This is a genomic window from Acidovorax sp. LjRoot66, assembly GCF_964253305.1.
Lineage (GTDB): Bacteria > Pseudomonadota > Gammaproteobacteria > Burkholderiales > Burkholderiaceae_C > Acidovorax.
Map to the genome: position 1 here is coordinate 3,200,715 of NZ_CAXUQU020000001.1, position 24,808 is coordinate 3,225,522.

General features: G+C 59.4%; 26 protein-coding genes. 14 read left to right on the forward strand and 12 right to left on the reverse strand.

Annotated elements, in window-relative coordinates; all coding sequences use genetic code 11:
* The first annotated feature begins 69 nt into the window (after window positions 1-69).
* From ACSQ3Y_RS15085 to ACSQ3Y_RS15100, 4 genes are read left to right on the forward strand one after another with little or no spacing between them, the layout of a single operon-like run.
* The gene (locus ACSQ3Y_RS15085) at window positions 70-693 is read left to right on the forward strand and encodes a hypothetical protein (RefSeq protein ID WP_436177880.1); all 624 of its coding nucleotides are present in this window, start codon (window positions 70-72) and stop codon (window positions 691-693) included.
* Between the two features lie 43 nt (window positions 694-736).
* Complete coding sequence (locus ACSQ3Y_RS15090; RefSeq protein WP_436177881.1) at window positions 737-1,471, forward strand: SDR family oxidoreductase; 735 nt, start codon at window positions 737-739, stop codon at window positions 1,469-1,471.
* A gap of 41 nt (window positions 1,472-1,512) precedes the next feature.
* Window positions 1,513-2,001 carry a Twin-arginine translocation pathway signal gene (locus ACSQ3Y_RS15095; protein WP_436177882.1) on the forward strand — a complete coding sequence of 163 codons (489 nt, stop codon included), beginning with the start codon at window positions 1,513-1,515 and terminating at the stop codon, window positions 1,999-2,001.
* Between the two features lie 19 nt (window positions 2,002-2,020).
* Window positions 2,021-2,611: a ferric reductase-like transmembrane domain-containing protein gene (locus tag ACSQ3Y_RS15100; protein ID WP_436177883.1), complete on the forward strand. Its 591-nt coding sequence runs from the start codon at window positions 2,021-2,023 to the stop codon at window positions 2,609-2,611.
* Window positions 2,612-2,718: 107 nt separating this feature from the next.
* On the opposite strand, the gene ACSQ3Y_RS15105 is transcribed toward ACSQ3Y_RS15100, so the two are convergent.
* Window positions 2,719-3,630 carry a LysR family transcriptional regulator gene (locus ACSQ3Y_RS15105; RefSeq protein WP_436177884.1) on the reverse strand — a complete coding sequence of 304 codons (912 nt, stop codon included), beginning with the start codon at window positions 3,628-3,630 and terminating at the stop codon, window positions 2,719-2,721.
* Window positions 3,631-3,742: 112 nt separating this feature from the next.
* Here ACSQ3Y_RS15105 and ACSQ3Y_RS15110 point away from each other — a divergent pair, with 112 nt between their 5' ends.
* From ACSQ3Y_RS15110 to ACSQ3Y_RS15125, 4 genes are all read left to right on the forward strand, one after another.
* Entirely contained in the window at window positions 3,743-4,807 is a 1,065-nt protein-coding gene (locus ACSQ3Y_RS15110; protein WP_436177885.1) for an MBL fold metallo-hydrolase, read from the forward strand.
* Window positions 4,808-4,970: 163 nt separating this feature from the next.
* A complete protein-coding gene (locus ACSQ3Y_RS15115) occupies window positions 4,971-5,990 on the forward strand; it encodes a zinc-binding alcohol dehydrogenase family protein (RefSeq protein ID WP_436177886.1) in 1,020 nt (339 codons plus the stop codon).
* The gene (locus ACSQ3Y_RS15120) at window positions 5,987-6,631 is read left to right on the forward strand and encodes an intradiol ring-cleavage dioxygenase (protein WP_436177887.1); all 645 of its coding nucleotides are present in this window, start codon (window positions 5,987-5,989) and stop codon (window positions 6,629-6,631) included. The genes ACSQ3Y_RS15115 and ACSQ3Y_RS15120 overlap by 4 nt, the downstream gene beginning before the upstream one ends.
* 76 nt (window positions 6,632-6,707) lie before the next feature.
* A complete protein-coding gene (locus tag ACSQ3Y_RS15125; RefSeq protein ID WP_436177888.1) occupies window positions 6,708-7,574 on the forward strand; it encodes an MBL fold metallo-hydrolase in 867 nt (288 codons plus the stop codon).
* 92 nt (window positions 7,575-7,666) lie between these two features.
* Here ACSQ3Y_RS15125 and ACSQ3Y_RS15130 read toward each other — a convergent pair whose 3' ends face one another.
* From ACSQ3Y_RS15130 to ACSQ3Y_RS15165, 8 genes are all read right to left on the reverse strand, one after another.
* Window positions 7,667-8,257 carry a hypothetical protein gene (locus ACSQ3Y_RS15130; protein WP_436177889.1) on the reverse strand — a complete coding sequence of 197 codons (591 nt, stop codon included), beginning with the start codon at window positions 8,255-8,257 and terminating at the stop codon, window positions 7,667-7,669.
* Window positions 8,223-8,831, reverse strand: a complete 609-nt coding sequence (locus ACSQ3Y_RS15135) for a hypothetical protein (protein WP_436177890.1) — start codon at window positions 8,829-8,831, stop codon at window positions 8,223-8,225. Before ACSQ3Y_RS15135 ends, ACSQ3Y_RS15130 begins: the two co-directional genes overlap by 35 nt.
* Before the next feature lie 601 nt (window positions 8,832-9,432).
* Window positions 9,433-10,773 (reverse strand): hypothetical protein, encoded by a 1,341-nt coding sequence (locus ACSQ3Y_RS15140; RefSeq protein ID WP_436177891.1) that lies wholly within the window; start codon window positions 10,771-10,773, stop codon window positions 9,433-9,435.
* A gap of 48 nt (window positions 10,774-10,821) precedes the next feature.
* Entirely contained in the window at window positions 10,822-11,430 is a 609-nt protein-coding gene (locus tag ACSQ3Y_RS15145; protein WP_436177892.1) for a hypothetical protein, read from the reverse strand.
* 301 nt (window positions 11,431-11,731) lie between these two features.
* A complete protein-coding gene (locus tag ACSQ3Y_RS15150) occupies window positions 11,732-12,466 on the reverse strand; it encodes a formylglycine-generating enzyme family protein (RefSeq protein WP_436177893.1) in 735 nt (244 codons plus the stop codon).
* Between the two features lie 189 nt (window positions 12,467-12,655).
* Entirely contained in the window at window positions 12,656-13,456 is an 801-nt protein-coding gene (locus tag ACSQ3Y_RS15155) for a formylglycine-generating enzyme family protein (RefSeq protein ID WP_436177894.1), read from the reverse strand.
* A 57-nt stretch (window positions 13,457-13,513) separates the two neighbouring features.
* The gene (locus ACSQ3Y_RS15160; RefSeq protein ID WP_436177895.1) at window positions 13,514-14,302 is read right to left on the reverse strand and encodes a DUF1266 domain-containing protein; all 789 of its coding nucleotides are present in this window, start codon (window positions 14,300-14,302) and stop codon (window positions 13,514-13,516) included.
* Between the two features lie 47 nt (window positions 14,303-14,349).
* Window positions 14,350-14,817 (reverse strand): DUF3703 domain-containing protein, encoded by a 468-nt coding sequence (locus tag ACSQ3Y_RS15165; protein ID WP_436177896.1) that lies wholly within the window; start codon window positions 14,815-14,817, stop codon window positions 14,350-14,352.
* 74 nt (window positions 14,818-14,891) lie between these two features.
* Here ACSQ3Y_RS15165 and ACSQ3Y_RS15170 point away from each other — a divergent pair, with 74 nt between their 5' ends.
* Entirely contained in the window at window positions 14,892-15,692 is an 801-nt protein-coding gene (locus ACSQ3Y_RS15170; RefSeq protein WP_436177897.1) for a helix-turn-helix domain-containing protein, read from the forward strand.
* Between the two features lie 376 nt (window positions 15,693-16,068).
* Here ACSQ3Y_RS15170 and ACSQ3Y_RS15175 read toward each other — a convergent pair whose 3' ends face one another.
* Together ACSQ3Y_RS15175 and ACSQ3Y_RS15180 are read right to left on the reverse strand one after the other, a co-directional pair.
* The gene (locus ACSQ3Y_RS15175) at window positions 16,069-16,407 is read right to left on the reverse strand and encodes a hypothetical protein (protein ID WP_436177898.1); all 339 of its coding nucleotides are present in this window, start codon (window positions 16,405-16,407) and stop codon (window positions 16,069-16,071) included.
* Window positions 16,408-16,526: 119 nt separating this feature from the next.
* A complete protein-coding gene (locus tag ACSQ3Y_RS15180) occupies window positions 16,527-16,994 on the reverse strand; it encodes an Lrp/AsnC family transcriptional regulator (protein WP_436177899.1) in 468 nt (155 codons plus the stop codon).
* Window positions 16,995-17,163: 169 nt separating this feature from the next.
* Here ACSQ3Y_RS15180 and ACSQ3Y_RS15185 point away from each other — a divergent pair, with 169 nt between their 5' ends.
* The gene (locus ACSQ3Y_RS15185; protein WP_436180122.1) at window positions 17,164-18,258 is read left to right on the forward strand and encodes a saccharopine dehydrogenase C-terminal domain-containing protein; all 1,095 of its coding nucleotides are present in this window, start codon (window positions 17,164-17,166) and stop codon (window positions 18,256-18,258) included.
* A gap of 1,040 nt (window positions 18,259-19,298) precedes the next feature.
* Window positions 19,299-19,916 (forward strand): DUF4304 domain-containing protein, encoded by a 618-nt coding sequence (locus ACSQ3Y_RS15190; protein ID WP_436177900.1) that lies wholly within the window; start codon window positions 19,299-19,301, stop codon window positions 19,914-19,916.
* A 1,195-nt stretch (window positions 19,917-21,111) separates the two neighbouring features.
* On the opposite strand, the gene ACSQ3Y_RS15195 is transcribed toward ACSQ3Y_RS15190, so the two are convergent.
* Entirely contained in the window at window positions 21,112-21,762 is a 651-nt protein-coding gene (locus tag ACSQ3Y_RS15195; protein ID WP_436177901.1) for a GntR family transcriptional regulator, read from the reverse strand.
* A gap of 44 nt (window positions 21,763-21,806) precedes the next feature.
* On the opposite strand from ACSQ3Y_RS15195, the gene ACSQ3Y_RS15200 reads away from it, so the two are divergent.
* The 3 genes from ACSQ3Y_RS15200 (at window position 21,807) to ACSQ3Y_RS15210 (ending at window position 24,750) form a co-directional block, all read left to right on the forward strand.
* On the forward strand, window positions 21,807-23,399 hold the full coding sequence (locus ACSQ3Y_RS15200) for a gamma-glutamyltransferase family protein (protein ID WP_436177902.1): 1,593 nt from the start codon (window positions 21,807-21,809) through the stop codon (window positions 23,397-23,399).
* A 131-nt stretch (window positions 23,400-23,530) separates the two neighbouring features.
* Entirely contained in the window at window positions 23,531-24,490 is a 960-nt protein-coding gene (locus ACSQ3Y_RS15205) for a Bug family tripartite tricarboxylate transporter substrate binding protein (RefSeq protein WP_436177903.1), read from the forward strand.
* Window positions 24,491-24,603: 113 nt separating this feature from the next.
* The gene (locus ACSQ3Y_RS15210) at window positions 24,604-24,750 is read left to right on the forward strand and encodes a zinc-binding dehydrogenase (protein WP_235514548.1); all 147 of its coding nucleotides are present in this window, start codon (window positions 24,604-24,606) and stop codon (window positions 24,748-24,750) included.
* Window positions 24,751-24,808: the final 58 nt, after the last annotated feature.

Genomic DNA, 24,808 nt, shown 5'->3' on the forward strand with positions numbered 1-24,808 from the left:
TCATTCATCCATCGGTCAATACACTTTGTGCCATCGGTGTCGACGTCGACGCCGACCCAAGGAACAAAGATGCCATCGAAACCCCACCGCGTACTCCCCGCCATCGCCGCCGTGCTGGCGCTGTCGTCCACCCTTTTCGCAGTGCCGGCCAACGCCGCCGATGCACAGTCCGTGATGGACAAGCTCAACGAATTCGGCCCCGAAGCCAAGGCCCTCGTGCAGCGCGCCGGAATCTGGGACGTGACCATCACCAATTGGGAAAAACCGGGCGCCACGCCCACTGTGCAGACGGGCCTGGTGGCCGAGCGCCGCATGATCGGGCCGATGCTGGAAGAGGTGTTGCGCACGGTGCCCGGCGCACCCGGTGCAGCCTTTACCCGCGCCGACTTCCTGACCTTCAACAAGCAGGAAGGACGCTGGCAATACATGTCCATGGACGGCCGCGTGCCGGACGGAATGATGGTGGCCTACAGCATCGACCCCGATCCTGAACAGCGCATTTTCATGAGCTTTCTGCCCTTTGCCTCGCCCAACATCATTGGGGACATCGCCATCGGCCAATTTTGGCGCATGGAGCAGGTGATCACACGCCAGGATGCGGACCACGAAGTGAAGGACCAGTACTTCACGCTTGCTGGATCTGCGCCGGTGAAGTGGCGGGGCATCAGCTACAGCTACACACGCCGCAAATGAGCCGGGCTCTCGATTTGTTCTCCCACCTTGACCGGAAACCACCATGACCAACCAGCCCAAAATTGCCCTTGTCACGGGCGCCACCCGCGGCATAGGACTTGCCACCACCCGCCAGCTCGCCCAGGCCGGTGTGCATGTGCTGCTTGCCGGCCGCAGCATTGCCACTGCGGCCCAGGCTGCGCAGGCCCTTCAGTCCGAAGGCCTGAGCGTTGAGCCCCTGGCGCTGGATGTCACCGTCCCAGCCAGCATCGCGGCTGCCGCCGCTCATGTGCAAAGCACCTACGGCCGCCTCGACATCCTGGTGAACAACGCGGGCGTGCTGCTCGACGCAATGGACCGCAAGCCTTCCGAGCAGTCGCTGCAGGTGTGGCGCGAGACCTTCGACACCAATGTGTTCGCCCTGGTGGAGGTGACCCAGGCCTTCTTGCCGCTGCTCAAGGCCGCAGCCGCAGGTCGGATCGTCAATCTCTCCAGCCAGCTCGCTTCGTTCGGCCTGCACACAGACCCTGCTTCGCCCATCTACGATTTCAAACTGCCGGCCTACAACGCCTCCAAGAGCGTTGTCAACGCATGGACCGTGCATCTGGCTCACGAACTGAGGGGAACCCCGCTCAAGGTGAACGCCGTGCACCCGGGCTATGTGATGACCGACATGAACGGTGGCAACGGTGAAATCGATGCCGAAGCCGGCGCAAAGACCAGCGTGGCAATGGCCTTGCTCGACGACTCTGGCCCTTCGGGAAGTTTCACGCACCTGGGCAAGGCGCTGCCTTGGTGATGTGCATCTGGATGGCACGTCAATTCACTTCAAGAGTTTCTATGAGCACCATCGCACTCAGCCGCCGCACACTCATCGCCGTTGGCGGGGCCGTCCTGGCAACCGGCGTTTCTGCATTGCTGTTGCCCGTCAGCGCGCAGGGCCTCGCGCCCACCCGTTCGATGTCGGGCGGCTCCAACAACTACCGCAAGGGTGCGCCGATTGTGGAGAGGATTGGAAAGGGAGGCTTCTGGATGAGCGGCACCGTGCGTCGCGCGGGCGATGGGGCGCCGCTTGCCGGGCAACGCATTCAGATATGGGCGCACACGACCGAAGGGCAGGAGCACGAGCCGCAGAGCCATGGCGCAACGCTCACCGACAAGGACGGAAAGTTCCGTCTTGAGATGCCGCAAATCATTCCTCTCTTTGGCCAGGCGCACGGGCACCTGGCCTATGACAGCGGTGAGTTCAAGACGGTCTTTCTTCGGCCGGTGATGCGCAGCGCAAAGGACAAGACGCTGGAGGCGCATTTCGTTCTTGAGCCGGCCTGACTGGATTGATAGCAAGAAAATGAAACTCACAAAGGGGATCCTGATCTGGGCCGGCCTCGTGGCTGCCGTTTGCGTGCCCTTGGCAACTGCTGCGGCCAGCCCGCTGCTCGAATGGCGTGGCCCCATCTACATCCTGGCTTGCTTCGCCGGGATTGCTTCACTGAGCCTCGTGCTCGTTCTGCCGCTGCTGGTTGGCGGATTCTTGCCGGGGCTCAAGGGCTATCTCGGGCGCCGCGCGCATTTCTGGACCGGAGTCGCCTTGCTCGTCTCGCTGGTGGTTCATGTCGCGGGCCTGTGGGTGACAAGTCCACCGGACACGATCGACGCCCTGGTTTTCGCATCGCCGACGCCGTTCTCCCTTTGGGGCGTGATCGCCATGTGGGCAATTTTCGCGGCCGCGCTGATGGCCACACTCCGCAGGCGATTGGGGTTTGCACCTCGAACCTGGCGCATCGCCCACGTGGCCCTTGCAGTGGTGATCGTCACTGGCAGTGTGGTCCACGGCATGCTGGTCGAGGGGGTCATGGAGTCAGCGTCGAAGGCGGTTCTCTGTGCGCTGGTGCTCGCGGCGGCCATCAAGGCGATGCTTCACTTGCGTGTGTGGCGATAGCGAGCGCTGGCGCGAAGGGGGCCGGCTGCACCAAGGCGTGATGAACACCCTTGGCCCGCTAGAAATCGGCTGCTCGCGCCCTCTGGCACCGTGCAATGACCGCCCGGCTACAGCCCCGCTGCCAGCGCCGCCACCTGGTCCCTGAGCCACTGCTGCGCCGGGTGCGCGTCATTGCGCCGGTGCCACATGAGGTCGTAGCCAATCACCGGCAGCGTGACGGGTGGCGTGAACGACGCCAGCTTGCGCCAGTGCGGCGAATGGCGCGCCACGCGGCCCATCACCGTGGCCACCATGTCGGTCTGCGCCACCATGCTGGGGGCGGCAAACATCTGCGGCAGCGCCAGGCCCAGGGTGCGGCGCTGGCCCAGGTAGGCCAGTGCCTGGTCGACCAGGCCGTGGCGGTCGCCCTCGGGCGACACCAGCACATGGCGCAGCGCCAGAAAGACCTGCATGCTCATCCCATCCTTCACCGCCGGGTGGCCGCGGCGCACGATGGTGATGAACTCGTCGCGCATGACGGAGCGGGTGAGGATGCGGTTCTCGGCCTGGGTGGGCGGCACGCCGATGGCCGCGTCGATGGTGCCGGCATCGAGCAGGTCCACCGCGCTGTCGCGGCTGCCGATGGCGTGCACCGACAGCGACAGCCCGGGGCCCAGTTGCTCCAGCGCCCGCGAGAGCAATGGCAGCAGCACGAAGGCCGGGTATTCCGACAGGCCCAGCGTGAAGGTCATGGCGCTGGTGGCGGGCTCGAACTGCTCCTTGGGCAGCAGTGCGGCCTTGATCTGCTGCAGCGCCTGCGATACCGGCCCTGCCAGTTCGCGCGCCTTGGGCGTGGGCACCAGGCCCTGCGCGCTGCGCAGAAAAAGGGGGTCGTTGAACAGCGTGCGCAGGCGCGACAGGGCGGCGCTCATCGCGGGTTGGCTCACCCCCACGCGCACGGCGGCGCGGGTCACGTTGCGCTCGCTCGCCAGCGCGTCGAAAGCGGCCAGCAGGTTCAGGTCGATGCCATGAAAATCCATAAATCAAATAATCATTTATATCGGTTATCTGTTGGACAGATTGTGACCGGGTCTTGAGAATTCACCTACCGCTTCTCGACACACCCCTTCACTCCCTGAACCGAAAACCACCATGAATGCCCTGCAAATCCCCCAGTCCCGCCAGCCGCACGCTGCCTTTGCGGACCCTGCACCCACCCCCGTGTCCGCTGTGCGCCCAGCCGGCCTGCGCAGATCCGTCGCCATCGGCGTGGCCCTTGTGCTCGCCTCGGCGCTGGGCTGTGCACCCGCATTGGCAGCGGGCAAGGATGTGTCACGGGAGAAGGTCATCAATCCCGCCTACCTCACCGAGGTGAGCCCCGGGGTGCATGTGATCGAGGACCGGCAGCAGATATTTCTGGTGCCCAACGTGACCATCATCGTCGGCAAGGACGCGGCGCTGGTGGTGGACACGGGCCTGAGCGTCAAGAGCGCGCAGCTCGTGCTGCAGACCGCCCGCAAGCTGGCAGGCAACAAGAAGCTGTACCTCACGCTCACGCATTTTCACCCCGAACACGGCTTTGGCGCCCAGGCCTTCAAGGGCCAGGCCACCATCATCTACAACCGCGCGCAGCGTGAGGAGCTGATCAAGAAGGGGCCCGCCTTCCGGGAGCTGTTTGCCGACAAGCTCAACGTGGCCGAGGCCATGAAGGACGTGCGCCTGACCATGCCCGACGTGGTGTACGACACCGAGGCCGAGATCGACCTGGGCGGGCGCGTGGTCAAGCTCAACTACTACCAGGCGGCACACACGCTGGGCGACCAGGTGATCTCGGTGCCCGCGCAGGGCGTGGTGATCATGGGGGACCTGCTGGAGACCAAGTCGTTCCCCATCATGCCGTGGTTCCCGGACCTGGCGGACACCGACGTCGACCCGCTCAACTGGCGCGAAATCTTTCGCAAGGTGGCCGCCACCAACCCCAAGGTCGTGATCCCCGGGCATGGCCGCATCGGCACGGTAGCCGACCTGAACGAAGCAGCGCAGCACCTGGACGTGGCCCGCGAGGAAGTGGCCCGGCGCTGCGCCGCAGGCAATGACCTGGCGACCATTCAAAAGGAACTCACACCGATCCTGGTGGCGCAGCACCCGGACTGGGACCTGAAGGACTGGATTGCCATGGAGGTGCAGGTGTACTACGAGCGCCTGTGCCGCAAGTAGGAGCGGCCGACAAAACTCTTCTGGCGTCGTTGCTGCACCTTGTCGTACTGGCGTACCGCCTGCGGTTCAGCGCCTAGCCAGAACCGCTTCGCTGAGCTTTGTCAGCCGCTCCATAGGACAGCGCCACTTCAATCATTGAGCCCCTGTTGAAAGATTCCCTCCCATGAAAGCCGTCGGATACCAGACACCCCAGCCCATCACCCATGCCGATGCGCTGGTCGACATCACCTTGCCCGACCCTGTGGCCACTGGCCGTGACCTGCTGGTGGAGGTGCAAGCCATCTCCGTGAACCCTGTGGACACCAAGATCCGCAAGAGCACGGCCCCCGCCGAAGGCCAGCGCTGGAAGGTGCTGGGCTGGGACGCCAGCGGCATCGTGAAGGCCGTGGGCCCCGAGGTCACGCTGTTCAAGGTCGGCGACCGCGTGTGGTACGCCGGCTCCTTCGCCCGGCACGGCACCAATGCCGAGCTGCACCTGGTGGACGAGCGCATCGTAGGCCATGCGCCCAAGACGCTGGACTTTGCCCAGGCCGCTGCATTGCCGCTCACGGCCATCACCGCGTGGGAGATGCTGTTTGACCGCTTGGGACTGGTGCCGGGCAAGAAGCCCGAGGGCAAGACGCTCTTGATCATCGGCGCATCGGGCGGGGTAGGGTCCATCATGGCGCAGCTGGCCGTGCGGCTCACCAGCCTCACGGTGATCGGCACCGCATCGCGCCCCGAGACCCAGGCCTGGGTGAAGGAGCTGGGCGCCCACCACGTCATCGACCACAGCCAGCCGCTGGCGCAGGAACTCAAGGCCATCGGCTTCCCGACGGTGGACACCATCGTCAGCCTGAACCAGACCGAAACGCACCTGCCGCAGATCGTCGAAGCCATTGCGCCCCAGGGAAAGTTCGGCCTGATCGACGACCCCAGGGCGCTCGACGTGATGCCCTTCAAGCGCAAGTCCGTCTCCATCCACTGGGAGATGATGGCCACGCGTTCGATGTTCCAGACGGCCGACATGGTCCACCAGCACCACCTGCTCAACGAGGTGGCCGCGCTGGTCGATGCCGGCCTGGTGCGCACCACACTGGCCGAGCGCTTTGGCACCATCAACGCCGAGAACCTGAAGAAGGCGCATGCGCTGATCGAATCGGGCACGGCGCGCGGCAAGGTGGTACTGCAGGGGTGGGCATGATGGCCGGGGGCGTGAAGGTGAACGCCAGCGCACTGCATCGGCGCGCGTTCACGGCCGCCCTGGTGGCCGCCCCGGCGCTCTGGCTGGGCGCCCGCGCGCAACCCGCTGCCGCGCGCATCGCCACGCCATCGCAAACCGAAGGGCCCTTCTACCCCCTGCGCCTGCCTGCCGACGCCGACCACGACCTGCTGCGCAATGGCCGGCTCAGCTACGGCGGCGGCCAGCCGGCCTGGCTGGACGGTACGGTGACCGACATGGCAGGCAGGCCCGTGCGCGGCGCGCAGGTCGAGATCTGGCAGAGCGATGCCGATGGCCACTACCACCACCCGGGCGACTGGGGCAGGGCGGACGCCGCCTTCCAGGGCTTTGGCCGCGTGGCCGTGGCGCAGGACGGCAGCTACCGCTTTCGCACCATCCGCCCCGTGCCCTATGCGGGTCGCACCTCGCACGTGCACTTCAAGGTGCGGCTGGGCCAGCGCGAGCTGTTGACCACGCAGCTGTATGTGGCCGGCGACGCAGGCAACGCGCGCGACCCGGTGTGGCGCGGCCTGTCAGAGGCCGAACGCAGCGCCGTCACCGTGCCGTTTGCGCCCGGTGCCGATGGGCTGCAGGCGCGGTTTCCCATCGTGGTCGCAGTCTGAATCGGTGCAGCAACCTTTCTGCCGCAGTACCAATCCCCGGTTGTCCACCAACCCATCCCCCGAACGAGAACCTTGCATGAAATACGTCAATACCATCAGCGCCATTGCCCTGGCCAGCATCAGCTTCTTCGCGCAGGCGGCCGAGCCGCTCAAAATCAACGTGGTCACCGCGCCGGAGACCAGCTTCGGGGTCAACGCCACGGTGGTCACCGGCGACACGGAGGCCATGGTGATCGGCACGGGCTTCACGCGGGCCGATGCCCTGCGCATTGCCGCCGCCGTGCTCGACAGCGGCAAAGCGCTCAAGACCATCCTCATCAGCGACGCCGACCCCGACTACTACTTTGGCGCAGAAGCACTCCAGGCGCTTTTCCCTGATGCGCAGGTCGTGGCCACCCAGCCGGTGGCGCAGGAAATCAGGGAGCACCTGCAGGAGAGGATGAAAGTCTGGGGCCCCCGGCTCGGCGCCAACGCACCCAAGCGGCCAGTGGTGCCGCAGGTGCTGCCCACCACGGTGCTGAGCGTGGACGGGCACAGCGTGGAAATCCGGGGCACCACGGGCGAGCTTGCCAACCGCCCCTATGTCTGGATTCCTTCGGCCCGGGCCATCACCGGCAATGTGGCGCTGTGGTCCAACCTGCATGTGTGGACCGCCAACACGCAGACACCGGCCCAGCGCCTGGCATGGCTGGCGCAGCTGGACGAGATGCAGGCGCTCAAGCCCGCACTGGTGGTGCCGGGCCACATGAAGGTGGGCGACGCGCTGGACGGCCGCTCCATCGACTTCACCCGCCGGTACCTCAAGGACTTCATCGCGGCCATCCCTGAGGCCAAGGATTCGCAGGCACTGTCGGCGGTACTCAAGAAGCAGTACCCGGACGCCGGCCTGCCGATCGCGCTGGACATTGGCGCCAAGGTGGCCAAGGGAGAGATGGCCTGGTAGCACGGGCGGCTCGGAAGCGCTTGATGGGATGGAGCAACTGACGTGGCCACCTCAAACTCATTCGTCTTTTTCAATCCCGGCCAAGCACGCCCTTATTGCACTTGGCATGATATGGACGACTGGTACTTGAGCGTGGCATTCCCCACCGAAAGCTCGGAGGGCGAGCCAACGCGCAAGGTGGTTTTCAAGCCAGTCCTTTTGATATAGGAGGGCTCCTTGGTCTTCGCCCCCTCGTCAATCTTGGACATCTCCAGCATTTCGGCGAAAAGCTTGCCGGTCTGGTTCTGCAGGTAGACGGTAGCCACCGTGGCATTCCGATGTCCAGCTGAGCGGCCGACTTGCGCTGCCACCAGATAGTCTCCAAACAAAGTGGGCCTGTATTTGTTGCCCACTGGCAGAAATAGACCGTCCTGCACCTTGATCATGCCCATCGCTTCAAAGCGGCGTTCAAGCGAAATCGCGTCCCCCAAGAGGCTGTTGCACTGAATCGATTCAGCGACATCCTTTCTCGCCTCCCATGCCTGCACATCTGCGTCTGTAAGGCGAAGAGGCGTGTTTGCCGAAGCGGCCAAAGCCACGAAAAATCCGCCAAGGATTGAGATTATATTAAATTGCACGAATTTCACGATCTTCAGCTCAAATGTATTTTCATAATTTTGTTCCGGCTTTTCCAATGCCTTCAATATATTTATTCAAATTTTCCTGCAGTTCTTCATCAGTCCCTTTGTAGAAGGCGCCCATGATAAAAGAACAACCTGCCATGATGAAACCAATGGTGTAGGCGATTAGAAATGTATGATTAAGCCCGCGCTCCAAACTTGTTCCTTTCAGGTCGGGAGCGGAGAAATAGAAATATGCCGCATAACACAGAATGGCTGAACCAATCACGACACCGGGCACCGGAAATGCCTTTCCAAACATGGCTCCACAGCAGGGTATCACAACGACAATTGCCATAAAGGCGAAAAATGCTTTCGAGAAACCCAGTACATAATGAAGAAATGCAAAAATCATCAGGAGAATAATGGCGGCCAGCGTCATTTGAAAAATAGCCCTCGAAAGAGGAATTCGTTCACTTTCACCCGAGTCGCCATCAACCATTCTGGCGTCTGAAGAACTTCTCTGCAGCAATTCGGATTTTGCGACTTCGCGGGCTATCGAGCTGAGCTCGCCATGCGCCAGTCGGTATTCAATCTCTGCGGAATCCATTGCCTTGTACAGTTTCTGCAGGCTGGCTATTTTTTTGGGGTCAGTCATGATTATTTTAAGAATTTCAATGGCCGCTCAAGCCCCGACAGGGACACAACGACAGGGATCATGAACGCTTCTGGTGCGACGAACCCAAGCATCCTCGATCGCCCCTTGCACTGCGTGATTTTTCTCCTTGCGCGTCGAGGGCAGGTACCCGAAGTACCTTGTGGCGATACGCAGCCCGGTGGTGCAGACCATCCGGGAGCAGGCCAGGGATCCACCTGGGTGCCCTTGCCCCAAGCACCCGGTGCCTGGCCAATCAGTTCGTCTTCGCGAGGCGAAATCCTGTTTCGGCATGTCTGATTTGCGCTGCTTTGAAGTCGCGACTTTGGACGCTGGCAGAGCCCGCTCTCCAGTCCACCCGACCACCACGCACGGCGAGGAATTCGCATCGTTTGAGACCTCTCCCCGAATTCATGCACGCCCGCAACAAAGTATCCGCATAGATCCCCCTTTTTCGGTGATCCGAAGCGCTTGATCGGATGGAGCAACTGACGCAGCCGCCTCAAACTCAATCGTATTTTTCAATCAAGCCTAGCAAGCCTTTATTGCCCTTGGCACGATTCTGAGACTGGGTTCGCGCGTCAGGCCAAGCCTTAATTTGCAACTATGGATATCGGCGGTAAAAGGATGATTCAGATCTAAAAATAACCTGATCCGTGCTATCAAATACAACGTATTCGATGCTTGCATTTTTAAACCGTTCTGCGCAAGTCTCGAAGTTATAAATTTTTCCATGTCCGGGTAGAATCTCTCCCCTATATCTCCATGAGATTGCGGGTGCCGGTGTGTCCTCAAATCCAATGTCGCAATGCTCCCAGGTACCGGCTACAGGCAGCACACGGGAGATTTGGACCTTAATCGGTTTATTTGATCGGTTTCCAATGAGAAAACCCGAACCACTTGGACTCACGCTGAGCATGGACGGGATGACACCTGGTGCGGCGTGAGGAGTTTGCATCTTCAAAGCAAAAATTTCCCCCAGTTCCTTAGGCGTGAATTGTTGTGCGCCTCCAGCAACTGCATTCTGATTTTCAGCAGACGAACGGATGGCCAAGGCGTTTTTTTCATACTGTTTAGATTTTGCAGAGCTGATTTGCATGGGCAGCACAAAGCCAAAAAATGCAATTAAGAACGGCGTAAAGACAGCCAGAACCCGTGCGACAGAAGGAATTGGACGGGCTCCAACCATCACGAAAAAGTAGCCCAGCGTAATACCCAATATGAGAGGAAATATTGTGATCAGCATAAACAGCGTACCACCAGCCCCCAAATCTGTCTTTGGTACGACATAGAGGTAATACCAGCGCACGAACATGGCTCCCCACAATCCGCCAGCAACAAGCCCTATGATGTGCAATACACCCTTAAACGGTTGCGGATTATTTTCAACCATCAATTTCTTGTGGACACCAGCTGATATAGAATGATTGTGCTCGGATCTATTTTGTGGTTGTGATTTTGTAAGTTTTGATAGCAAGATTGCTATGGCAATAAATAACCCTGCTACGTAATACAGTCCTTTATAAAGGTTTCTGTCTTGCTTCAAGTGATCTTCTGGTTTTTCAATTACAACTCCGTTGAGTTCTAACCCCCAGACACTGCCTTGCAAGCCGGCACCTTGATAGGTCACTTTGACAATTGAATCCTTGGGTGCGTTATTTATTTTATCAAGTCGGTCCTGCTCATAGACTAATTTGAAGGTAATGTCAGAACCAAAAACCGTCAAAGATATTTGCGGCGGGCTGCCCGATCTGTACGCACCACGAAGTGGATTGCCAGTGCTAGGGTTGCCCGGGTGGTAATATGCGTGCTTAATACGTCCAGTAACAACTTTGAGTTCGTTTAAGTTTCCAGGCGTGGCAATGAAAATAAAATTGGCTAGCATGAACGCAATAAAACCAATTATCAGGAATGCGACAAAGAAAAATCGTTTAATGCTAGCCATATGCTAAATATTTAGTCTGATAAAATCACTCTCTTGGGCTGCATAATTCTAATGCAATCTGCGAACAGCTTCAGTCATATCGTCAACGTATTCATTCAATTTATCGTCAAGCTCATCATCAGTACCTTTGAAAAATGCGCCCATCAAGAAAAAAGAACCTAGTATGACGTATCCCATGGTGTACACCGCCAAAAAAACATGAGTCAGCCCGCGTTCTAGGTGATCTCCTTTAATTTCGGTGGAAAAATAGAAGTATGCTCCATAAACAATAATGGCTGCACCGATTAAACCACCAAATCTCGGAAAGGACTTTCCAAACATTGCAGCGATACAGGGTAAAACAAATACAACGAAGATAGCAACGAAAACGCCGTTTGACCACCCCATTACAATCCGCAGGAATGCATAGCCAAGAAAAATAATCAAAGCAGCAAGCGAAAGTTGGAATAATACACCTGAGTCTGAAGTATTCGGAATCTTAGCCGCCTCGGAATCAACACCGCTGGCATAAGCAGCACTCCTTCGTTCCAACTCCGATTTTGCAACTTCGCGGGCTATTGGACTCAGCTCACCATGTGCCAGCCGATGTTCAATTTCAGCGGAATCCATTGCTTGATAGATTTTTTCCAGGCTGGCTATTTTTTTGGGATCAGTCATAAATTTTCAAGAATTCCAATGGCCGCTCGAACCCTGACATTGACACAATGACATGGAGACTGCAAGCCATCCGAGGCGACGACCTCCAGCATCCTTGATCTTCCCTTGCATGGGCTGATTTTTCAGCCTGCGCGTCGCGGACGGGTACCTGGAGTAGCCTGTGGTGATACGCGGCCAAGTGATCTAGGACCACGTGAGAGCCTCGCCATCACCTTCCGGCAGGGTCTTGCTCGCCCAGGGCGCGCAAAGGGCCAGTCTTGATCCCAGGCGCCCCCTGTACATGCCCCCAATGCTCAACCGATCAGTTCGTTCGCGCGAGGCGAAATCCTGTTTCAGGATGCCAAGCCCTAGGGAATCTTGAGTCGCGGTATGTTGCTGTTGCGCGGTTACGCCACTGCTCGACCGAACCACCGCGTACAACGATGAATTTGCACCTGTTGAGCCCTCTCCCCTGTGCTCGATCGTTTGGACCCTTCTCCCGTGCGCTGCCATCAGTTGGCGCACCCTCATACGTTTGGTGCCAGCAGTCCGCCGTCCATTCTTCTGCATTGCCTGACATGTCGTAGAGCCCGAAAGCGTTGGGCCTTTTCTTCGCAACGGGGTGGATCTTCTGTCCGCTGTTCTCCCTGTGCCAGCCTATCGGATCAATATCATTTCCACCGCAATACATATCCGTGCTATTGCCCGCTCGGCAGGCGTATTCCCACTCGGACTCTGTAGACAAGCGATACCCCGGCCCATCAACACGATTTAGCCATTCGATAAAATCGTCTATCTCCTGGCCATCAATATACCGTACCGGAGCATCATCACTAACACTGTTATGTTTTAGAAAACCAGTGTCATTTAGCTTCTTTTCGCCTTCCCGTCCAATTGATGAAAGAAATTTCTTGTATTGAAAGACAGTGACTTCCGTCTTTCCCATCTGAAAGGCGGGCACATCAACTGCATGTGCCGGTATTGCAGGCCGTCCTGTTTTCTTGGCCGACTCCGCATTATCACCCATCATGAACGTGCCACTGGGCAAAGAGATCATAGTAATTCCAATATTATTTGTCACTTCCGGCAGCTTCGGCTGTTTTGGTCTGGCTGGCTTGCAGGCTGCGAGACCAATCACAAGGATTATGAGCGATGCTCGCAAATAAAACCGATGGATTGATCGCGTGTGGAGCGCATGGTTCGTCATAAAAAAGCAAATGGATAATTGACTAGCGTGGACATTGGCTCAAGGTATCTTGACCAGTCGAACACCTTTGTCCATGAAATTGGGAGCGTCCATGTCCTTCTCGATGGACATGCGAAAGGTGGCCTTGGTACTATCGTGCGACCGAGTTGCGCCCCCCCTGAACATCCGGGCATGGCAGTAGCCGCCGTCAATCCAGGCACTTCCATCGTTGGGTGCGCCGACGTAGTTCCCATGCCAGCAATCCTGAACGTACTCATTGGCATTGCCCATCATGTCGAACAGTCCCCAGGCGTTGGGTTTTTTGCGGCCAACAGGCTGTGGACCGTAGGTGTAACCCCCCATCCATGCCAACTCCATGAAATCGCCATCGCCGCAATACTCCTTGTGCCTGCCACCTGCCAAACAGGCATACTCCCACTCAGATTCACTCGGTAGCCTGAATCGATTCGCAGTGAGTACTTCAAATTTTTCAGCCAAAAGTTCGGCATCTTCGCGATAAAGGTTGACTACCGCTCGATCAGGCCCCAAATAAGTATTGCACTTCACAGCGCATGGATTCTTGCCAACTATCTTTTCATACTCAGCTTGCGTAACTTCATATTTACCGAGATAGAAGCCTTTCAAGCAAACTTCATGAACTGGCTTTTGATCATCCCTGCTCTTGTCAGATCCCATGTTGAAGCACCCGCTTGGCACCCACACAAATTGCATCCCGGTCGTCGCTTCTGTCCAAATCGTTCCTGCAGCCGGTTCAAATAACTTCTTTTCCCCATCAGAATACTTGACAGCAGCGACTGTCAAGATTAACAAAAATAGCCCACCAGCCAATACACGCAACATGCGTTATCCTTTAACTCAAGAAATTCCACGTCCGGATGACAGAGCCGAATGATCGGTTCATGCAACCTCAAAATCCGCTCGACCGGCAAGGCCGGCCAGGGGTGTTCGCCATGGGCGGCGCGACCAAACGCTGTCGGGACTGTGGACAAGGTTTTGCACGCTGCTCTGCCGTTCCCGGATGGCTTGCACCTCTGGTTTCCATGCGGCAAATCCCAGCAGGTAGCTCAAGCCCAGGCTGCTCCAGCCATTGAATTCTTGCTGCGCACGCTGGGCAGCAGTGAGAGCCAGCTCGCGGGCCTCCGGTAACGTGATCCAGTCTGCCAACCAGGCAAAGGAGATTACGCCTTGGGCACGGGTCAAATCCCAGCCTTTGACACCATGCACTCGCAAGAACTCACGGTTATCCAGCACCATGCGGCCGCACACCCAGAGTTCATCGTCCAGCAAGCTGCGCACTTCGGCCTCGGATTTATCAAGCAGCGGAACCCAGTTTTTCTCAAAATTGGCCTGCCCCATCCTCATGTTGTTCAGGTTATCAATGGCTTTCAGGGCGTCTTCGCGGTTATGGACACCCCACCATTCCCGCAGCACGTCCCTAGATTCCTCATAGAGTCGAGGTGATTTTTCTCGGCCTGCATAAATATCGTTGCTAACGCCATTTCTTTCGTTCAGCACGGCGTTCATGCTCCAAGCCCAAAGCAATGGCGGATCATCTTTTTCGCGGATCAGCCGTTGCTTGGCTCCTGGCAGCAAACGCTGCAGGCGAGGGCGATTTTCTTTGTCCTTGGGCTGAGCGCTTGCCCAGGGGGCGGCAGAAGCCGCGCCTGCGGCGATCAGCGTAGTCATAAGGGTTCTGCGATCCATGGTTACCTCAGCTATCAATCTGTATTTCTTCAAGCATTGATGCTTAAAAGCGTGGATGCGAACGCCATCAGCGCGGCGAGGGCCAGCAGCCCAAGCCTTAGAAGAACATGTCGCCAGATGCTGTCGTTCACAAAGTAAACCGCCAGGTCTTGCGACATGGGGACGGGACGAAGCGGGCTCACGCTGGCCAGCCCAGGATTGCCGACAGGAACCCAGCCCACGAGCCATGCCGGGAGGGCAAACAGAAGCCGACGCAGTTGGCCCAATAATTCGAACTTGTCACCCCGCTTCCATGCCATGCGCATCATCCAGGCATGGCTGGTCAAATGGGGGATGAGGTAACGTTGGCCCAGGATGTGGGCACGCACCGCGTGCCGCAAAGCAGCCTTTTCATCGCAGGCCAGCAATGCGGATTTCATCATCGCGATTTCATGCCGATAGGCCAGCCGTGCTGACCTGAACCTGGGCACTGCTGGGGCATGATGAATGTCAGTCATGAGGAAGGATTGGATCAGTGCAACCCGCCCAAGTCTTGAACAAACCGGCTACCGCCGCCCACGATCCCCAGGGCATGTCCGTTCACCCCCAAGAGGAATTCGCTGATGCTGGCGACAACGCCAAGGTCCCAGAGCAGGCCGGCGTGCCCTTGCTGTGCCTCGGCCGTGGGTGGGGTACCTACTTGGGGCCTGTTCAGCAAAACAGGCCGCACAGCCATCATCTGATTCAGATCGCCTGGTCACCGTCCACTGCTTTTGAGTTGAGTGCTGGAGAGTACAAAGTACGAGGCATGGGCCATGTGGTGGACGCCGGTGCGTCTCACTGCATGCAATCCGCCGAACCGGTTCGGCTGTTGTTCCTCGATCCAGCGATGCCGATTGCGCGTGGCTGGCGTGCGATTTCAGGCGGAAACGTTTGCGAGTTAGCTCTAGGTCAGGTGCAGCAACTGGAAACTTGCCTGCAGCAATGGATTCACGCAAAAGCAGACGATTCCAACGATCCACCTTTGGCAGGAACTCGCGAACAAGCACTGGCCGAATGGCTCAGCGCAAAGCTGGACCAACCACTGCGCGCGTGCGATGCTGCGCAGGTACTTGGATTGTCGGAGGGGCGCTTTCTGCACTGGTTCACGCAGGTGCATGGTTTGCCTTTTCGACCCTATGTACGATGGCTCAGGCTTCAAAAAGCCCTTCGGTGTCTCGCCGAGGGAGCCACTCTGACCGAGGCTGCATATGCGTCGGGTTTTTCTGACAGCGCTCATCTGAGTCGCAGCTTTGCGGCGAGCTTCGGCATCGCGCCACGAGGCCTTCAGCGTGTGAGGATTCGGTTGTCCAGGTCGGCTGGGCCCGATGTGGCGGGGGTCCTGACGCCTTAGGCGGGCCCACACAGGCCAACGACGCGGGCTGCATTTGGGCATCACCGCTGGTCTTGCTGTTCAGATGGCCTGGAATACGCAGGCGGCGAAGCGGTGTTGTGCAATCAGCCCTTGCGCGGCGCCTCGCTCCATCTGCCCGGGGCGCCAACAGCGGCGACATCTTCACGAACCTGCCCAAGGCGCTCTCGATCAGCCCGTCGCCCTTGGGCATGACGAGTCCGTGCAACGGCACCCAGATCACCGAATCGCATCATACGAATTTGCCTTCAACCGTATAACGTCGTTGAGTCGCCTTGCCGTGCTGAAGCACTGTCTGCGGCCCCCCGCCTAGTTATCCGATTGCATGCAAATCCGTATCAAGCGCCAGCGCGGGCAGTCAAGCCATGCTGAAATGCGCTTGCAGCTGCTGCTCTTGCGGCGACGGCAATGCATTGTCGGCCTGAACTTCCAGCGCCACCGTAGCGCCGCCATGCCAGGCCAGCGCGCCCCGCCTGGTGTCGAACCACAGGCTGGCTTCTTCAAACTCGCGCTGCTGTCGGGGCTGGGTAGCGGCCATGCTGACAAAGCGCAGCGGTATTACTTGGGCCGTGCTGATCCACGCCCACTGGTAAACCTGATCCTTCGGCGCATCGGCGGCCAGGTGCAGCCGTTTGACCTCGGTCAGCCAGCCGTGGGGGGAGACGAACAGGTAGAGAATTTTGAAGTGAGGGGACATGCCGTGATTGTCTGCGCCACCCGGCTTGGGCCATGCGCATGCGCGTTCAATTCCCCTGCCGACGGGCGCTGGCCCCGTGCCAATCTCCACCACCGGCGAGCCTCGCTCCAGGCATGGCCCTAGCCCCCTCTGTCGATGCGAAGGGCGAGAATGACCGAGGTGTTGGTCCTGGTGACTCCCTCGATCTCCCCAATCTGATCCAGCAACACGTCAAGCCGCGCCGTGTTGTCTGCCCGAAGGGTGGCCATATAGTCAAACTCGCCGCTGACCGACGCGAGCTGCAGCAACTCGGGAAACCTCGTCAGCTCCCGGATGACTTCCCTGCCGGCCTTGGGCTGCACCACGATCCCTACAAATGCCTGCACGCCCCGTGCGACGGCTTCGCCGCCAAGGCGCACGGAGTAGCCGCCGATGAGGCCGTTGGCCTCGAGTTTTGCAAGGCGTGCCACAACCGTTGTTCTGGCCACGCCGAGCCTGCGGGCCAGGTTGGCAGTGCTCTCGCGCGCGTTGGCCTGCAGCAGCGCAATCAGCTCCCGATCGAACTTGTCGCGAAGCAGTGTTTCGGGAAGGTTGGTCGGCGCGTTCATGGTGAAGGACGAAGCTAGATAAGAATGACAAGGTGACGATTCGGCAGCATTGTCTGCCATTGCGGCGAAAATCTTTGCCATTTCGTCGAACTCATGCTTTTTTTCGTCATCGGGTTTCGGAACACTGGGTGGGTCTCCATACCCCAGTCCCGTTCTGAAGGAAATTCGCATGAAAGTAGCTCTTCTCGGCGCAGGCCACATCGGCCAGACCATTGCCCAACTGCTGCACGCCAGTGGCGACTTTGCGTTGACGGTCTTCGACCGCGACCAGGCAGCACTGGATCGGTTGGCCCAAAAGGGCATCCGGACAACGTGCATCGATACATCAAGTGCCGAAGAACTCACGAATGCCCTGGACGGACACGCCGCAGTGGTCAATGCGCTCCCGTACCACCTGGCGATTTCTGCTGCCCAGGCGGCCTTGCGCGCCCGTTGCCACTACTTCGATCTGACGGAGGACGTGGCTGCAACCCAGGAAATCAAGCGCCTCGCACAGGACGCTGAAACTGCGTTCATGCCCCAGTGCGGCCTTGCCCCCGGCTTCATCGGCATAGTGGCGCACCACCTTGCCAGCGGCTTTGAGGCTCTGCACGACGTGAAGATGCGGGTGGGCGCGCTGCCGGCGTTTCCCACGAATGCGCTCAAGTACAACCTGACGTGGAGCGTGGATGGCCTGATCAATGAGTACTGCCATCCGTGCGAGGCGATACACGACGGTCGGGTGATCTCGGCCCTGCCGCTGGAGGGGCTGGAGCACTTTTCGCTGGACGGGGTGGAGTACGAAGCCTTCAACACATCGGGTGGCCTGGGAACCTTGTGCGAGACGTGGGACGGAAAGCTGCGCAACCTCGACTACAAGACGGTGCGCTACCCAGGGCATCGCGCGTTGATGCAATTTCTGCTGGACGAGCTGCAACTCAAGAGCGACCAGGACACGCTCAAGACCGTTCTTCGGCGCAGCATGCCCGCCACCATGCAGGACGTGGTGCTGGTGTTCGTCACCGTCTCAGGCACCAAAAACGGCTCGCTGGTGCAGGAGGTATTTGCGCGCAAGATCTTTGCCGAGCGAGATGGTGCGTACCCGTTGTCCGCCATCCAGATCACAACCGCTGCGGGGATCTGTGCGGCCCTGGACCTGTTTCGGGAGCATAAGCTGCCCCAGCGCGGGTTCATTCGCCAGGAGCAAGTGGCCCTCCCGGACTTCCTGGCCAATCGCTTTGGCCAGGCGTATCAGCAGTACCGCCAAGTTGAATCGATTGGCTGAAGGGCCTTAGAGCCTGTTCAAGGTCTTTTTGAAGCCGCGCAAGTCCCTTTTCGGGATGGGATGCAAGGCGCGGTGTGCAGCCAATAGCTCGGCTATTGGCAAGCGCCGCTGCGTATTTCGGCTCTCCTGGACATCCGGTTCGGCACCGTTGCCACCGAGTTCGGCACTGTGGTCATAGGGCAGATGGCAGGCTAGACCATCGCGGAGGAACAATTGGGGCGGTGGGCTAGACTTCCGCTATCGGCCAACAGCTGCCGTTGCCGCTGGAGAAAAAACACGCGAGCGGCGTGAAGAATAAATGCCTGCTGGAGCCTAATAGCGTGGTCACCGGTCAGGCTTTCCAGCATCCCCTGAACTCTTGGTGCGTGGCAGCAGTAGGAACAATATTCCCAGTCCTGCGTAGCCAAGTCCGGTCACATAACGAAATATCGTTTGACCGACGAGAACACGCCAGCCTTCGAGTGCTCGGCACTGTCTAAAGCACAGCAATAGCGGATCAATGTCGGAGACCATGACTACCACTCCAATCACAAGTAGCAGAACCCCGATGAGTAGAACCCCGGTCACTACCAACGCGCGGTAAATCATAGGTCAAGGCTTCATGTGTTCAGGTCAGGTCTTGAACGTATCAATGAATTCATCTTGTGACTTCTCCTCAAGAATTAGAACGGGGCATGCTATCCACCCACGCTCCCTTGAATTCACACATCAAGCGACTGCTGTGGGCAAGAGCGAAGGGCAGCTTTGGGCCCTGAGCCGACGTTCGACAACACAACCGCAAAGCTGCCCTTCATACGCCATCCGCTGCCTGACAGCCAAAAACGTTCTGTCTGAGTGCGCGGTGCCCGCTTGGTAGCGAGCTATAGTTTCCATTGTTGATGCCTGCCGGGTTTCGCGGAATTTTTATACCTGGATTTTTACACAGGCAATCGCCTGCAAACCCATGCTGCAAGCCACTTCCAGGAGAAATCAGTGTCCAGAATATCCCGCACGGTCCAGTTTATCCCGCAGCGTTTGCGGCATACATCACGTTGGGCGTCATGAGCGAAACCACTTCCCCTCGTCTTGAAACCGCAATACGCGCTGTCTTGGCACCAGTGCTGAAGGAGGACGGTTTTTCAGGTTCTGGCAGAACATTCCGTCGAGTAAGCAGTTCCTGGGTGCAGGTTCTAAATGTCCAGGGCGCAAGGGACGGTGGGGCATTTGCCATCAATCTCGCCATCCACCCTCTTGCAATACCGGACGTACAAGGAAACACACCAGATCCGAAGAAGATCACAGAAGAGCTTTGTGAGTTCCGGCGTCGTCTCTCCGAGACGGGAACCGACCAATGGTGGAAACACGAACTCACCGAGGAGAGCATGCTGTTGGCGGTACAAGAAGCAGTAGTGGTGTATCGCCGCAGAGGAAACGAGCTTCTTCAGCGAGCTTCCGGCCCTAACTCAGGGTTCAATGCAGTTTTGGCTGCCGACTTCTCGGCCGGTGCGTATGACAGTGCGGGTTTTGGTTCAACCGAGGTTCGATTGGCTCTTGCACTTGCCCGTCTGCGCAAAAGCGAGAACAAGGCGGAAGAAGCCAGGGCTTTCGCGGCGCATGGTCTCGTCCATGTCGGGCGTGCAACCCTGCTTCGCCGAGAGCTTGAAGCACTGGCCGCGTAAGCATGACGCCCAACCCTTCCATGGAGCGGAGATCAACCGGCAAGCCGGTTGCTCCCGCTCATGTCAAACGTTGGGATTCCGCTTTCGCCAGCGGCGACCGACTGCTCCTAGCCGATGGCAGCCATCGTAGCAGCGGCAGCGAAGGGCCCGTAGCCGCGCTTCGGTGCCCGCCTACTGGTACCCTATAGTGTGCTGACTCAACGCTTGCTGGGTTAGGCGGTAATTTTGAACCCGTGGTTTTACAGCGCACTGACCGCTAGCCCACGCTGCAAGCCACTTCCTGGAGGAATCAATGTCCACAATATCCCGCACGGTCCAGTTTATCCCGCAGGTTTTGCGGGATACATCAAGTTAGGCCTGCACATGCCATCGCCGCAAAGCGCCTGTCACGCGTCTTGGAACGGCAGAGTCGTTTCAGTAACGGCGAGACTCGTTCCAAGATACGCGTGGACGACGGCATCAATAGACGTCTTTGTGGAAGACCAACCCATCTTAAAAACTGGCGGCGTCTTTAAGATTTCGGCCTCGCATAGTGAGGGGTTTAAGTTTCAGAACAGCGAGCATTCGGCCGAAGTTTCTTGGGGCAAAGCCACTCTCCGATCATTTCCAATCAGCTTAAAAATCGATGATGCGCAAGTCATTGAATCAAGCGTTCTAATTCAGAACTGGTGGCTCGCCTGGTGGCCTTGGGCTGCGCTGTCAGTTTTCGTGGCTTGGCGAGTCCTTGCTGAGCGACTGCAGGCGTAACCCCTCATGTCAAACGTTGAGCGTCCGCTTTCATTTGCGGTGGCCGGCCGCTTCTGGCCGATAGCCGAAGTTTAGCTGGTGGCTCCAGCGCCCATATCACCCAAGAAGGCGACTGGACAAAGCTGCACAGATGCTCACGTCCGCGATCTGGAAATGACCACGAGAGCCGAACTGAGTGTCCAGCTCCGGCCATTCCAGCTGTCCAACTCAGTTCGTCCCCATTGTCCGGCAGCGACCGAAATACGCAGGGGAGGGCGCACGTCCCGCGCATTCAGCCCTTCGGCTCCTACCTTGGCTGCAGGCCAGCCCTGCAGCACGGCGGTGTTGATTTCACACGGCCCCTTCGTGCGAGCCTCGTCTGCGGTCCGTGCGGCATTGCGAGCGTCTCCACATGCTTACAGTCAGGGCGAAAAACGTAAGACTGTATCCAATTCAACACCAGCACGGGTTAAGTACGCATGAGTTTCGCGAGCGTTACCAGCGTGCTGCTGACGTGTTCGCGGACCACTGCTTCGATCAATTCCGGGCGCTTGCGGCGCAGCGCGTCGATGATGAAGCCGTGCTCCTCGCGGCTCGGCCTGGGCTTGTAGGTTGACTGCAGCCACAACCGCATATGGGGCTCGATGCACACGTGCAGCGCCGCAATCTGCGCCACCAGCCGCGGACGGGCGCTCAAGCCGCACAGGTACAAATGGAAGTCACGGTGCTCGGTGACCCACGCGGAAAGATCTTCTGCGCACCGGTCCATGGCGTCCAGCCGTCGCTCCAGTTCATCGATGTCTGCAGGGCCGATCCGGTCCAGCGCGGCGGTTGCTGCCAGACCTTCGAGCACCGCACGCATTTCGAACACCTCGATCGCCTCCTGGTGGTTCAGGCCGCGCACCACCGCACCGCGGTTGGGGCGGATGGTCAGCAGTTCTTGCGTTGCAAGGCGCCGGAACGCCTCGCGCACCGGCATGCGGCTCATCCCCAGTTGCGACGCAATCTCCTCGGGCACCAAGCGGTCGCCCGCCTTGAGCTGGCCCATGCGGATTCCGTCAAGAAGGAAGCGATAGGCTTCTTCCTCGGCCGTGGCGGGGCTGGAAAAGGGTGTAAGCATGCTGGCTATTCACTTAGATTGGATACACGAATATACTTTGGGGCATGCAGCCCCTTGACTGGTCGTTCCCCTATACCTCGCAAAAGATGCCACTGCTCGCGGCCAATGCCGTGAGCGCCAGCCAGCCTTTGGCGGCACAGGCCGGTCTGAGTATGCTGTACCAGGGGGGCAACGCCATCGATAGCGCGCTTGCCTGCGCGATTGCGCTGACGGTGGTCGAACCCGTCATGAACGGCATAGGCGGCGACATGTTCGTGCTGGTGTGGCATGAAGGCAGGTTGCATGGTTTGAACTCCAGCGGAGGCGCGCCCTCGCTCTGGACGCCGCAGTATTTCGACGGGCATGACAAGATGCCGGAGAAGGGCTGGGGTTCGGTGACCGTGCCGGGCCAGGTGGCGGGTTGGAAGGCGCTGTCGGATCGCTTTGGCAAGCTGCCCTTTGCGCGCCTGTTCGAACCGGCCATTCGGTACGCGCAAGAAGGCTTCATGGTGTCGCCGCAAATTGCGAGGCAGTGGGCCAACCAGGTTCCACGGCTCATCGACCAACCGGGATTTCGCGACGCGTTCACGGTGGATGGGCGCGCTCCCCGCGCCGGTGAGCTTTGGCGCTTTCCGGCACAAGCCAGGACGCTGGAGCAAATTGCCGAGAGCGGCGGCGAGAGTTTCTACCGGGGCGAGCTTGCCGAGAAGATCGAAGCGTTTGCCAGGCAGTGCGGCGGTGCACTGCGCGCAACCGACCTTGCGGCGCACCGGGCCGAATGGGTCGAGCCCATTGCGCAGTCGTTTCGGGGCTATACGGTGCACGAGATTCCGCCCAATGGCCAAGGGATCGCGGCACTGATGGCTTTGGGAATGCTGGACCACTTCGACCTGGCAGGGATGGGAGTAGACAGCGCCGACTACTACCACGTTGGCCTGGAGGCGATGAAGCTGGCCTTCGCCGACCTCAACAAGTACGTTGCCGATGCCCCAGCCATGTCGCCCGTCTCTGCTGCGCACTTGCTCGACGCTGCGTATCTGGCAGAGCGCGCGAAGCGCATCGACATGAAGCGCGCGGCCGATCCAGGCCCCGGCATGCCAAAGACCGGCGGCACGGTCTATCTTGCGTCAGCGGATGCGGCAGGCACCATGGTCTCTTACATCCAGTCGAACTACCACGGCTTTGGCTCCGGCGTGGTCGTTCCAGGCACCGGCATCAGTCTGCACAATCGCGGCGAAGACTTCAGCCTGGTCCCGGGCCATCCGAATATCGTCGCTCCAGGCAAGCGGCCATTGCACACCATCATCCCGGGTTTCATCACGCGCTATGGCGCACCCGTGATGGCCATGGGCGTCATGGGCGGCTCGATGCAGGCACAAGGGCATGTGCAGATGGTGACGCGGCTCGCCAGCTTCGGGCAAAACCCGCAAGCCATGAGCGATGCTCCGCGGTTTCGCGTGGAGCCAGGCCCCACGGTCACGCTGGAATCGCATGTGCCTGGCGATGTGCCGGAGTCGCTGCGCGCCCGCGGACACGAGGTCACTGTCGCGCAGCGCCAAAGCCTGGACTTCGGATCGGCCCAGCTGATCTACAAGGCAGAGCATGGGTACATCGCGGCATCCGACTCGCGTCGGGACGGACAGGCCGTTGGCTTTTAGCGTGGGCTGCCAAGGCGCATCACCCTTGCTGGCAAATCTGTCCTGATCGACGACGCCACGGCGTCTCCTCAACGCACCGGAATTCCCGCCCCATCAACTGCAACAGCGCAACAAGCCAGGAGACACCCACCATGAAGCGACGAATCTTTTCCGCAGCAGCCGCAGCCTCGGCACTCTCACTGGGTTTGCCCGCATCTGGGCAAGACCGCACACTGAAGCTCATTGTCGGGTTTGCGCCCGGTGGCTCATCCGACCAACTGACGAGAATTCTGGCCGACAAGCTGCGCGCTTCGCTGGGGCAAAACGTCGTGGTCGAGAACAAGCCGGGCGCATCGGGCCGGGTGTCGATGGCGGAGCTCAAGCGACTGCCGCCGGATGGGCAGACCCTGGTCATGGCCACCAGTGGCACGCTGGTGGTGGCTCCCTGGCTTTATCCCAATCTGCCGTACGATGCCGTGAAGGACTTCACGCCGATCGCGCGTGCCGCGAGCTTCGACTTTGCGCTCACCATTGGCCCTGCAGGCCCCCAACGCGATATCAAACATGTGTTGGCGTGGATGAAAGCTAACCCCGACAAGGCGAACTTTGCCACCTCGGGCGCCGGCACACTGGGCCACTTTACGGGGGTGCTGCTTTCGCAGACCACTGGCGTCGATCTCACCCACATACCCTACAAAGGGGGCGCACCCGCGGCGCAAGACCTGGTGGCCGGGCTGCTGCCCATGATGGTGGACACAGCTTCTGAAACCTTGGAGCACCACAAGGCGGGCAGGGTGCGGATTGTCGCGGTGTCTGGACAACAGCGCTCCAGCGCCTTGCCCGACGTGCCCACCTTGAAGGAAGCGGGGATCAACATGACTGCGGATGGGTACTTCGGTCTGTACGGCCCTGCAGGGATGCAGCCGGCAGTCGTGCAGCGCATCGAACGGGCCGTCGCCGAGGCGCTTCGCGCCCCGGATGCGCGGGACAGGATTGCCGCGCTGGGGCTGGTGCCCGACTACCTGGATTCAGCGGGGCTCAAGAAGCTGCAAGCCGAGCAGCTCAAACGCTGGGAGCAGCCGGTGAAGGCCTCTGGCTTCAAGCCAGACTGAGCGCAGGCTTCGGTACGGGGAGCCAGACCCCCCCGTGCACGCGAATCAGTTGAATCGCCCTTGCGCAGCGCAGGCCACCAGCCGTCGACGATGTAGCGCACGCGAGGGTTGAGGTGGGCGCGTTGCTTCTTGATGGCGTGGCCGCCGGCACGCTGCCGGTGTCGATTGGGCGTGTGTTCAGCATCGACCAGATCGCTGAGGCCCACCGCGTGATGCAAGCCAACGAGGCGCGGGGCAAGATTGTCGTGCTGACGCGCTAACTGCTCTATGGGCCTGCACCCGGGTGTGGGCCCTGGGTGCAAGCGCAGATGCCGCGCG